Origin of the sequence: Occallatibacter sp. (assembly GCF_049802275.1) — a bacterium.
GTDB lineage: Bacteria > Acidobacteriota > Terriglobia > Terriglobales > Acidobacteriaceae > Telmatobacter.
This window is the reverse complement of the sequence record NZ_JBARMD010000125.1, coordinates 1-11,339: the sequence shown is the minus strand read 5'-3', so window position 1 is coordinate 11,339 and position 11,339 is coordinate 1. Positions and strand designations below refer to the sequence as shown.

Here is an 11,339-nt window from a genome sequence, read left to right as displayed (position 1 = left end):
AAATGCGCCCGCTGCTGGAACTTCATGCCCGAAGTCTCCAACTACGGGATCTGGCAAAACGTCTGCACCCGCTGCCAAGGCGCTCTCAAGGAGATGGGCATCAACCCGCCGGAGGCCGCTCAGTGAGCTTCCCCGCTCCACGCAAGCTCCCTTGGCTCCTGCTCATCTCGGTGGTCGTCATCGTCGCTGACCGGGTTACCAAAAACGTTGTGGCTTCGCACGTCCCTCTAGGCGACGGCATCCTCGTGATTCCCGGCTTCCTCCGCATCACCCACTGGCTCAACGAGGGGGCAGCCTTCTCACTCTTCGCCGATTCCGCATCGCCCAACGCTGTCCGCTGGGGTCTGATCGGCTTTTCAGCGTTGGCGGCCATCGCCGTTCTCATTGCACTCATCCGCCTCGGCAGCCGATTCACCCTCGCTACCGTCGCCCTTGCCCTCGTCCTCGGCGGCGCCCTCGGCAACCTCCACGATCGCGTAGTCTATGGCTCTGTCGTTGACTTCATTGAGGTTCACATCTTCGGCTATCACTGGCCTGACTTCAACGTGGCCGACAGTTCCATCGTCGTCGGTGCCTGCCTTTTGCTCCTTGATTCCCTGCTCCCCAGGAAGTCCTCCGAACCCACCCCGCCACCGAAAGCCAATAGCTAACTTGGCACCTGTCACGCGGGAACTGTGATCGGTCACATTCCGTAGATTACTTTTGTATGCTCTAGTACCCTAAAATGACAGAGGCCTCATCGACGGAACATGATCGCGCTAACGACTGCGCGACAGTTCGATGACAACGCCTCAGAACGATCCTGGCTTTGTGCTGTTAGTAGCCATTCAATCTTTGAGGATGAAATGAGATTCGACCCAACCTTTCTTCGGCGTATTGCGCCTGTTTCCCTTTTCTTTTGCACTCTCACCGCTTTCACAATCGCTCTGCCGGGCCCCCTTGAGGCCCAACGCCTCCCTGCCACGGTTCGCCCCCAGCACTACACCCTCGCCCTGACGCCTGATCTCAAAACAGCGACCTTCACCGGCTCTGAAACCATCGACGTCATTCTCGCTGAGCCAGCAAGTTCCATCACTCTCAACGCCCACGACCTTGCATTCAAATCCGTCAAGATCGCATCCGCAGGAAGAGAGCAGAACGCCACCGTTTCCCTCGACAAAGAGAAGGAACAAGCCACATTCACGGTTCCCAATCAACTGCCCGCAGGCAGGGCCACGCTCACCATCCAATACAGCGGCATCTTGAATGGCGAACTCCGCGGCTTTTATCTCTCCAAAACTGCTCGCCGCAACTACGCCGTCACTCAATTCGAATCCACCGATGCACGCCGCGCTTTCCCATCGTTCGACGAGCCCGCCTTCAAGGCCACCTTCGACATCTCACTCATCGTGGACCAGGGCGACACCGGCATCTCCAACGGCCCCATCATCAGCGACACGCCCGGCCCCGCCGCGGGTAAGCACACCCTCAAGTTCCTCACCACGCCCAAAATGTCCACGTATCTCGTGGCTTTTCTCGTCGGCGACTTCCAATGCTCCTCCGGTGAACAGGACGGCGTCGCCATTCGCACCTGCTCCACACCTGACAAAGTCGCTCTCACCACATACGGTGTCGATGTTGCCAAGTACGTACTGCACTACTACAACACCTACTTCGGCATTCCCTATCCCCTCAAAAAGCTTGACCTCATTGCCCTTCCCGACTTTGAAGCCGGCGCTATGGAGAACTTCGGCGCTATCACCTATCGTGAGACCGCGCTCCTCATCAATCCCAAGACCGCATCCATCAACGCCAAGACTGAAGTCGCTCTGGTGATCGCGCATGAAATGGCGCACCAGTGGTTCGGTGATCTCGTCACCATGCAGTGGTGGGACAACATCTGGCTCAACGAGGGCTTCGCTACCTGGATGGAGAACAAGCCCGTTGAAGCAATGCACCCTGAATGGAATGTCGATCAGGCAGTCGTTTCTGGAATGGACGGCACCCTCAATCTGGATGCGCAGCCCACCACCCGCGCCATTCGCGCCCGCGCCGATACGCCCGCGGAAATCGAGCAAATGTTCGACGGCATCTCCTACGGCAAAGCCAGCGATGTATTGCTCAGTGTGGAAAACTACGTCGGGCCTGAAACCTTCCGCCAGGGCGTACACAATTATCTCTCCGCCCATCTCTACAGCAACGCCACCGCCGAAGACTTCTGGAACGCACAGACAACAACCAGCCACAAGCCGGTCGACAAGATCATGGAAAGCCTCATCGCTCAGGCAGGCGTGCCTCTACTCACCTTCGGCCAGCCTGAGAACGGCAAGGTTTCTGTCTCGCAGAAACGCTTTTACCTGACTCCCAGCATTCAACCCGACGCCGCGCAAAAGTGGACTCTCCCCGTCTGCTTCAAAACCAACGGCGACCAGCAGGACTGCCAACTCCTGGCGCCGGGCACCACTTCCTTGACGATCCCGCCAAGTGCGCTCTTCTTCGCCAACGCCGGCGGCAAAGGATACTACCGCACGGCCTACACTCCAGGCGATTACGCCGCGCTGGCAACGCACGTCGAAACCAGTCTCTCCCCCACTGAGCGCATCAGTCTTATCGGCGATGTGTGGGCCCAGGTCCGCGCCAATAAAGCCAGCGTCGGCGACTATCTCAACCTTGTCACCGCAGTAAAATCCGACCCCAACTTCAATGTCGTCTCTTCCGCACTCGATGGCCTCGGCGCTGTTAACGCCCGCATCGCCTCAACCCCAGAAGAGAAAGACGCACTCGACGCGTGGTTCCGCCAAACCTTCGCGCCTGAATTCGAGAAGCTCGGCCCTCCTTCCGACAGCGACTCACCCGACAAGAAGCAGTTGCGCGCCTTGCTCTTTGCCGCTCTCGGTGAAGCCAAAGATCCGCAGATCCTCACACAGGCACGTGAGATCAGCGCGAAATACCTGGCCGATGCAAACGCCGTCGATCCCAACCTCGCAGAAACCGCTCTTCAAATCTCGGCCCGCAACGGCGACGCTGCGCTCTTCGACAAGCTGCAGAAGATCGCCGAAACCTCGACTAACCCTGAAATCCAGATCGGTGCTCTCCGTCTGCTCGCCACATTCGAAAACCCCCAACTCGCCCAGCGCGCTCTGGAATACGCCGTCTCCGGTAAAGTCCGCAACCAGGATGCGGCCATCCAGCTCGCCATCTCGCTTGAGATCGAAAAGAATCGCGATCTCGCCTGGATGTTCATCCAGACTCACTGGAACGATGTGAAGAAGGAGTTCACTCCGGAGATGGGTACCGTCCTCGTCGGCGCCACTGCGGCCTTCTGCTCGGAATCAGCCCGCGACGATGTATCGCAGTTCTTCTCCACCCACAAGGTTCCCGATGCTGATCAGGAGCTCAAGCATGCCATCGAGCGCATCAACGGCTGCATTGAACTCCGCAACCTGCAGGAACCGCAGTTGAAGAGCTGGCTGGCATCACAGCCCAAGTCCGCCACCAGCGAAACAGCTCACTAAAAACTTGCAGAACATCGCGCACAAGAACGTAAATGGCCGCCCGGCTCCTGCCCGGCGGCCATCACATTTTTAAGACCCGAGCCTCGTTTAAGACTGTCATTCCTACCGACTGGACCATGAGCGAAGCCGAGGGGAAGCGAGCGGAGGAACCTGCAGCTGCTTTGTTGCCGTTAGCCGGATCTATTCATATGGCCCGGCGCCGTTATATTCACCAGGCGATTTTCTCGGGCAGAAACTCCGCAAATAGCTCGTCGTAATACGGCTTTAATTCCCTCACATCGGGTTTGGCATGTCCCTTGGAGTAGAGATCGTACTGATTGAACTTCAGCACCCACTCCATCATTGCCCGATCCTGGTCGTTCGCCAGATGATCGTATGCACCATGACGATGCCAGGGATAGAACGAATGAAAGCGCAACATGTACAGCGCTTCCATGCGCAAATACGGCTTCATCACTTCAGCAATGTATCCGTCATGCCCAAACGAGAGGTGAACATTCTCGAGCCCGCAATTCGGCTCGTAAATCCCATACTTCGTCTGGTACTCAGGCACGAGCCGATCGGGATTGTTCGCAAAATACTCGGGAAACACAATCGCCTCAGACCACGCGCAGCCCACCGGAAATGTATCCCCCACAACACCCCACTGCGGCTCGCCATACAGGCACAGGCACTTTCCAAGATCGTGCAAGAACCCCGTCAACACCATCCAGCGCGGATGCCCGTCGCGACGAATCGCTTCCGATGTCTGCAGCAGATGCTCGATCTGGGTGAGGTCCGTGTCCGGATCACTGTCATCCACCAGCGTATTCAAAAATTCTGCCGCTTCCCAGATCGACTTCATCCCCTTCTTCAGGCTGAAGTACTCCTTCTCCTTGCCCAGAACATAATCCACCGTCTGACCTTCGTGATTCAGCCGATAAAACTCCGCCACACCCGGCGTGGCCGTCGCATCATAGACGCGAAACTCCTCTTCGGACTTCCCTTCCTTATACCGCCCTTCGACGAAATCATCCCACTGATCCAGCTTGGCAAGGGGTCTTGAGTTTGGAATCGTTGCGCTCATGTAGATCTCCTGATCGTCAACGCACGACAATCGAATCTGCCGCTGTTCTATCAAACCCGGGGCGCACTCGCAAGTGACGCTTTTCAATTGCAGCCCAAGCCCAACGCAGGCAACAGTTTTCCTTTTCCCGATGGCGGCCCGGATGTTACCTTCAATCGCAAGATGATCCGCACCCACTGCTCAGTCCTCATCAGCCTGTCCCTCGCCGTGTGCTCACTGCATGCTCAACAACCCCAGCCGCCCTCGGTCACCCAGGTCGTGCTTGCCGGCAAGCTCATCGACGTTCGCACCGGATCCGTGCGCCCACACGCTTATATCCTCATCGCAGGCGACCGCATCCAGTCCATCGCCGAAGCGGCACCCGCCGGCGTTCCTGTCACCGATCTTTCCGCCTATACCGTGCTTCCCGGCCTCATCGACGCGCACGCGCACACGCTCTCTAACCCAACAACGCAGAACATCGCCGCGCATCTGCGCACCTCCATCCCGCAGTCGACCGTCTGGGGCGTCTACAACCTCCGCATCTGGCTCGATCACGGATTCACCTCCCTGCGCGATGCCTGTGAGGGGCCGCCCGACTATCCGCAATTCGCCCTGCGTGATTCCGTCAAACGTGGCATCATCCTCGGCCCGCGCATCACCGCCGCCGGCAGTTGCATCTCGCTTACCGGAGGCCACGGCGATGGCGCGCCCTTCTCGCCTGACATGCAACTCCCCCGCGGCCAGAACGTAGCCGACACCGTCGATGACATCGCCCACGTTGTGCGCCGCGACATTAAATATGGAGCCGACTGGATCAAGCTCATGGCAACTGGCGGCGTCATGGATCCTATCTCCGACTTCCATGTTCAGGAGTTGAGCGAAGCCCAGATGGCCGCCGCCGTCGAGATCGCCCACCGCGCCGGCAAAAAAGTAATGGCTCATGCTGAAGGCGCCGTCGGAATCAAGGCCGCAGTCCGCGCCGGCGTTGACTCCATCGAACACGGCACCATGCTCGACGAGGAAGGCGCGGAGTTGATGGAACAACACCACACCTGGCTGGTACCCACACTCTACTGCTTCCAGCACGACATGGAAACCGGCCTCAGTAAGGGTCGCGATCCCGATTCCTACGCCAAAGGCGTCGAGATCATGGCCGCACAAGGCCCAGCATTCAAGCTGGCTCTCGCCCACCACATCCGCATCGCCTACGGAGTGGATGACGCCGACGTAGACGAATCCGTCTCAAAGGAATTTGGCGCTTTAGTCCGCGGCGGCATGACGCCGCTCGGCGCACTGCAAGCCGCCACCATCAACGCCGCCACGATGATCGAGAAAGACAAGGACGTCGGCACAATTGAGCCCGGCCGTTACGCTGACATCGTAGCCGTCCAAGGCGATCCGCTCGCCGACATAACCGTGATGGAACACGTCGCCTTCGTAATGCAAGGCGGTCACATCATCAAAGACCCCGCCCACCCCGACCGCAACCCAGTCATCCACGTGAAGTAGTTCGATTCGGGCGCGTGCAGATATTGATCCCAGAAAACAAGGATGTCATCCTGAACGTAGCGGCTTGGGGCCCCATGGACACCAAGTGTCCATGGGGTAAGCGGAGTGAAGGATCTGCTTTTAGATCGTACGATTCACAAGCAGGGTGCCCCAGAGCCTGCCCTGAACGAAGCCGAAGGGTCTCGCTTCTGAGACCTGGGAGTTCTCTCCCCTTCTCCGATGGATAATGGACCCATGAAGAACTCGCGCAGTCTGCGCATCATTCTCGTCGCCATTGCCATCCTCGCGGCACACACCAAGTCACACTCTCAGCAAGTCGCCATCACCTGGGACGACCTCCCCGCCCACAGCGCTCTGCCTCAAGGCGAAACACGCGTAGAAATCGGTCACAAACTCATCGCCGCCATGAAGGCCGCGCACATGCCGCCCGTCTACGGCTTCGTGAATGGCGTTCAATTAGAACGCGAACCCGCCTCCTCCCCCATGCTCAAAGACTGGCGGGACGCCGGCTTCCTACTCGGCAATCACACCTGGTCACACATGAACCTCAACACCAGTCCCCTGGCCGACTGGGAAGCCGACCTGCTCAAGAACGAACCAATCCTGCAGCAGTACGCCGGCAACACCGACTGGCACTGGCTCCGGTATCCGTTCCTCGCCGAAGGCGACACGCCCGAGAAGCGCGCCGACACTCGCAAAGTCCTGGCCGCTCACGGATACAAAATCGCGTCCGTCACCATGAGCTTCGGCGACTACATGTGGAACGAACCCTACGCCCGCTGCATCGCTAAAAACGACACCGCCACTATCGCCCAGCTAGAAACCACCTATCTAGAGTCCGCCTCCACCGATGCCGACTTCCGCCGCGCCATGGCAAAATCTCTCTTCGGCCACGACATCCCGTACGTCCTGCTCATGCACGTCGGCGCATTCGACGCCCGCATGCTCCCGCGTCTCCTCAAGCTCTATCGCGACATGGGCTTCACCTTCGTCACACTTCAGGACGCCGAGAACGACCCGTTCTACGCCAGCGCGATCGATCCCTCGCTACCCGACCAGCCCGACTCGCTCGAAGGCGCTATGCAGGCGCGTGGCCTCGCCTTCCCACCCCGCCCCAAGTCAAGCCTGGATGTGAATACGGTATGTCGCTGAAGCTTGCTATCGAGAAACTCTTTGTGTCACTGCCGCGGCGCAAAGTACCCCGAGCGAACCTCAATCCTGCGCACGCGATCGGGCGGCTGCAGCTCAATCTCATGAAACGCGCCATCGTGCTTGAAGTTTTCCGGGTTGTAGACGAGCCGATACTGGTTCCGCATCCCCGACTCGATCGTCCTCAGATCGTTCCAGATTTTGTCCCCGGCATCATCGGCAAAGAACACCTGTCCACCCGTCTTCAATGCAAGCTCGCGCACTGCCTGCGGACCAGTAGAGGCATGATCCTGCACCGATGAAGGAATAAACGCAATGACCTGGACATTTTTGTGTTGGCAGGCGCGAGCCGCATCCTCAAGCGATGTCAACCCCGCGTTGTCTTCGCCATCCGAGAACAGTAGAATGAGGTTCCCGGTTGCTGTTGGATCAATCTCGTCGAACGAAGATGAACAAGCTTGGAACACCGCGTTAAATAATGCGGTGCCAACCGGGTAATTTACCTTTTCACCGACCCTTTGAATCCCCAGCGCTATTAACGAAGCATTCCCGGTCCACAACTGGATCGTCGCCGAAGCGTATCCAAATTCCGAAACAAATCCGGCGTCCGTTTTCTGCCGAAACAAACGCTCGACAAATTCCTTCGCAACCACTTTGTTCGCGGACAGCGTCCGTTGCATTGACTCGCTCGTATCCAGCAGAATGCCTATGCGAATCGAACGATTCATCAGCTCATCAAATGCGACAATCCTGCGGGGCGCAGCTCCGTTGTCCCTCAGCCGAATCTCGCTAACCTTGAGGTCATTGACTGGCAATCCCTCCCCATCGGTCGCGTTGAATGTCAGTACGACCTCATCCACGGGGAGCCTCATCGTGTACCCATCCGAGCCGTCGCGCCGATTCGACGGACTCTGTGTTCCCGCTTCGTGCATCCAGCAAAGAAGCGCAAGAACGACGCAACCAATAACCCAGCTCCGCAGCATCCTACTCCGAAATTACCATCTACGAAGATTTTCGTTGACAATTACGAAACTCTTCGTATAACGTCTATCCATCATGGAACACGGCACGATCATCCCCCGGCCTACTGAATCCGAACTCGAACTTCTCCAGATCCTCTGGGAGAAGCAACCGGCCACTGTCCGCGAGATTCACGATGCTCTCAATCAGGATCGCCCCTCCGGCTACACCACTGTTCTCAAGATGCTCCAGATCATGACTGCCAAGGGCCTGGTGGTCCGCGATGAAGCCAACCGCGCCCACGTCTATCGCGCAGCGCTCAGCCAGGATTCGATGCAAAGCAAAATCCTCAAGGACCTCAGCAAGCGCCTCTTTGCCGGATCAGCGGCTCAGCTCGCATTGCACGCGCTCTCTATGGAACCCGCGAGCGAAGATGAACTGAGCGAAATCCGCGCCCTCATCGAACGCAAGCGCAACGCTGCATCCTCTGATCACCGTCAAATCAAACACATCAGAAAGGACCGGCCATGACCCAAATTTCCCAAGCCATCGCCTGGACCCTGATTCACTTCTGCTGGCAAGCCGCCGCCATCGCCGCCGCTTATCGCGCAATCAGCGTCACTGTCTCCCGCCGCTCCAGCCAGACCCGCTATCTCGTCGCTCTCTCTGCTCTGCTGCTCATGCTTGGCTCCGCGATCGCCACCTTCGGGTGGGAGCTGCGATCCGGCGCACCAGTTGCTTCGATCGCCGAGTCCGCATCAAATCTCCGCGCCACCGTCGCCGCTGATTTTCCGCGATCTACTGCGCCCGGTCTTGCCGCCATTCAACGTATTCCTCAGCATCTGACCCTCGCCACCCTGCTTCCCTGGATCGACGGCCTCTGGCTCATCGGTGTCTTTGCTCTTTCCATTCGCAGCCTCGGTGGTTGGTGGTTTCTCCGCCGCCTACGCCTCGCCTCCACCGGCGAACCGCCTGCCGCTGTGCAAGCCGCGTTCCAGCGCATCTCGGCTTCCCTCGGGCTCAGTCGCACCATCGCACTCCGCCTTTCCACCGCCATCGACAGCCCCATGACAATGGGAACTGTTCGCGCCATCGTGCTGCTACCGCTCAGCGCCATCACTTTGCTCGGGCCGGATGAGCTTGAGGTCGTTCTTGCCCACGAACTCGCGCACGTGCGCCGCGCCGATTTCTTCTGGAACATCCTGCAAACCATCGCCGAAACGCTGTTCTTCTTCCATCCCGCCGTTTGGTGGATCAGCGCCCGCATCCGCCAGGAGCGCGAACTCTGCTGCGACGATCTCGCCCTGCAAGTGTGCCCGAATCCCGTCGTCTACGCCCATGCTCTCGTTCACCTCGAAGAGCAGCGCTCACGCCACATGCGCCTCGCCATGGCGCTCGATGGCCACCAATCCCACGCAACTCTCCTTACGCGTATCGCACGCATTCTTGGAGAACCCATGACTCGCATTCCCAGCCGTCGTTTTCGTCCCTTCTCTCTCGCCGCCGCATGCGCCGGACTCCTCGTCATCCTTCTTCCCGTTCCGCATCTGCTGGCCAGCCTTAACCCCAAACCGCAATCCGATTCCGCTCCCGCGATCGCCACGGTAGCTGCACCCAATGCTGCACCGGTTGCGGCTCCTGCCATTGCCGCGGAAGTCGCCATCCACGTTGCCGCGCCTGTTCCGGTTGCTGCCCCACAGGCCGTAACGCCCGACCCTGCGCCCGCGGCCCAAATTCAGTCCGACGACAAAGCTGCACGCTCTGCGCACATCCACAGTGACTACATCGACCAGATGAAAGCCGCCGGCTACGACGTCGACCTCGACAAGCTCATCGCCATGAAAATTCAGGATGTCACTCCTCAATATGCACAGGCGATGAACCAGGCGGGCTTCGGAAAACTCTCCGCCGACGATCTCGTCGCCTGCAAAATTCAGGGAGTAACGCCCGAAGCCATCGCCGAGATGAAGAAGCAGGGACTCGCGATCAACAACGTCCACGATGCAATTTCCTTCCGCATCTTCCAGGTCACACCCGAGTTCGTCTCCGGCATGAAAACCGCAGGCTTCGCAAACCTCGACTCCAGTCAGTTGCTCGCGATGCGCGTCCAGGGAGTCACACCCGAATACGCCCGGCAGCTCAAACAGACATTCCCCAACGTCACCGCCAACGATCTTGTCAAAGCTCGTATCTTCCGCATTGATGACGAGTTCATCGCGCAAGCCGCCAAACATGGCTTCACCAACCTTCCATTCGATAAACTCGTCCAGTTGCGCATCTCCGGCCTGCTCGACGACGAGTCCGTTAAGAAGTAACTCCAACCCTTTACCCACAGCAGCTCAAAGCTCCCGCCTTGCCGCGGGACAGGAGATCTTCGCCTCCAGTCGACATCTCAGGAGTTACGTATGCTTTTTCGAAACCATGTCGCTTTCGCCGTCATCCTCGCCGCAACGACGCTTCCCTTGAGCGCACAATCGCTTGCCCCCACCCATGCCAGATGCGCTATTGGAATCAGCGAGAGAGCCAATGAATTCTCTCTGCACATCGGCGATGATGATTGCGTGGGTGATCACCACTGCGGCATGAATTTCAGCAATGAATCCATGAACCGCTTCACCGGCATCACCAACGCCGACCTCGCAAACGATGGCGCCCACCACACGGCAAGCCTCACCGCTGAAGCCGGTACGTTTACCTGCGCTGGCGCCGTCCACGATCACGAACTTCGCGGCGACTCCGTCTTCACCCCCGATTCCGCCTTCGTCGACCGCATGGCCAAACTCGGTTTCGCCGGCTTCGATTCCGAAAAACTCCAGGCCTACGCCTTCCTCAATGTCACATCCGGCTATGCCCGCTCGCTGCAGCAGGCCCAAATCCGCGGCATCACCATCGACAACCTCATTGCCCTGCGCATCTTCAAAATCGATCCCGCCTACGCCAGGAGCTTCGTCGCAATGGGCTATGAACAACCAGACGCCGACAAGCTCATCGCCCTCAAAGTTCAGGGCGTCAACGCCGACGAAGTGAAGCAGATTCGTGCCATGGGCTATCAGCCCGATCTCGATGAACTTATCCAGATACGAATCTTCAAAATCACGCCCGACTTCATCCAACGCATGCAGGACCGCGGCTTCAAAAATCTCACTATCGCGAAACTCGTGCAGATACGCATCTTCAAA

9 protein-coding genes are annotated in these 11,339 nt (G+C 58.4%); 7 read left to right on the top strand and 2 right to left on the bottom strand.

Annotation, left to right across the window (positions count from 1 at the left end):
* Positions 1–122: 122 nt before the first annotated feature.
* Together lspA and WA354_RS04165 are read left to right on the top strand one after the other, a co-directional pair.
* Positions 123–650 carry a signal peptidase II gene (gene lspA / locus WA354_RS04170; RefSeq protein WP_472811753.1) on the top strand — a complete coding sequence of 176 codons (528 nt, stop codon included), beginning with the start codon at positions 123–125 and terminating at the stop codon, positions 648–650.
* A 195-nt stretch (positions 651–845) separates the two neighbouring features.
* Complete coding sequence (locus WA354_RS04165; RefSeq protein ID WP_472811752.1) at positions 846–3,494, top strand: M1 family metallopeptidase; 2,649 nt, start codon at positions 846–848, stop codon at positions 3,492–3,494.
* Between the two features lie 208 nt (positions 3,495–3,702).
* Here WA354_RS04165 and WA354_RS04160 read toward each other — a convergent pair whose 3' ends face one another.
* Positions 3,703–4,560 carry an inositol oxygenase family protein gene (locus WA354_RS04160; RefSeq protein ID WP_472811751.1) on the bottom strand — a complete coding sequence of 286 codons (858 nt, stop codon included), beginning with the start codon at positions 4,558–4,560 and terminating at the stop codon, positions 3,703–3,705.
* 87 nt (positions 4,561–4,647) lie between these two features.
* Between WA354_RS04160 and WA354_RS04155 the strand changes: the two genes are divergently transcribed.
* Both WA354_RS04155 and WA354_RS04150 read left to right on the top strand, forming a co-directional pair.
* On the top strand, positions 4,648–6,051 hold the full coding sequence (locus WA354_RS04155; protein ID WP_472811750.1) for a metal-dependent hydrolase family protein: 1,404 nt from the start codon (positions 4,648–4,650) through the stop codon (positions 6,049–6,051).
* A 234-nt stretch (positions 6,052–6,285) separates the two neighbouring features.
* The gene (locus WA354_RS04150) at positions 6,286–7,203 is read left to right on the top strand and encodes a polysaccharide deacetylase family protein (protein WP_472811749.1); all 918 of its coding nucleotides are present in this window, start codon (positions 6,286–6,288) and stop codon (positions 7,201–7,203) included.
* A 26-nt stretch (positions 7,204–7,229) separates the two neighbouring features.
* On the opposite strand, the gene WA354_RS04145 is transcribed toward WA354_RS04150, so the two are convergent.
* Entirely contained in the window at positions 7,230–8,183 is a 954-nt protein-coding gene (locus tag WA354_RS04145) for a VWA domain-containing protein (protein WP_472811748.1), read from the bottom strand.
* A 73-nt stretch (positions 8,184–8,256) separates the two neighbouring features.
* Between WA354_RS04145 and WA354_RS04140 the strand changes: the two genes are divergently transcribed.
* The 3 genes from WA354_RS04140 to WA354_RS04130 all read left to right on the top strand — a co-directional run.
* Entirely contained in the window at positions 8,257–8,691 is a 435-nt protein-coding gene (locus WA354_RS04140) for a BlaI/MecI/CopY family transcriptional regulator (RefSeq protein WP_472811747.1), read from the top strand.
* Positions 8,688–10,475 carry a M56 family metallopeptidase gene (locus tag WA354_RS04135; RefSeq protein ID WP_472811746.1) on the top strand — a complete coding sequence of 596 codons (1,788 nt, stop codon included), beginning with the start codon at positions 8,688–8,690 and terminating at the stop codon, positions 10,473–10,475. The genes WA354_RS04140 and WA354_RS04135 overlap by 4 nt, the downstream gene beginning before the upstream one ends.
* A 90-nt stretch (positions 10,476–10,565) precedes the next feature.
* On the top strand, positions 10,566–11,339 hold a 774-nt coding region (locus tag WA354_RS04130), incomplete at its 3' end, for a hypothetical protein (protein WP_472811745.1).

Bases quoted from the DNA above. Each gene is read 5' to 3' on its own strand.
- WA354_RS04145 (WP_472811748.1), bottom strand. From the start codon at position 8,183: ATGCTGCGGAGCTGGGTTATTGGTTGCGTCGTTCTTGCGCTTCTTTGC.
- WA354_RS04135 (WP_472811746.1), top strand. From the start codon at position 8,688: ATGACCCAAATTTCCCAAGCCATCGCCTGGACCCTGATTCACTTCTGC.
- WA354_RS04150 (WP_472811749.1), top strand. From the start codon at position 6,286: ATGAAGAACTCGCGCAGTCTGCGCATCATTCTCGTCGCCATTGCCATC.
- WA354_RS04140 (WP_472811747.1), top strand. From the start codon at position 8,257: ATGGAACACGGCACGATCATCCCCCGGCCTACTGAATCCGAACTCGAA.
- WA354_RS04165 (WP_472811752.1), top strand. From the start codon at position 846: ATGAGATTCGACCCAACCTTTCTTCGGCGTATTGCGCCTGTTTCCCTT.
- WA354_RS04160 (WP_472811751.1), bottom strand. From the start codon at position 4,560: ATGAGCGCAACGATTCCAAACTCAAGACCCCTTGCCAAGCTGGATCAG.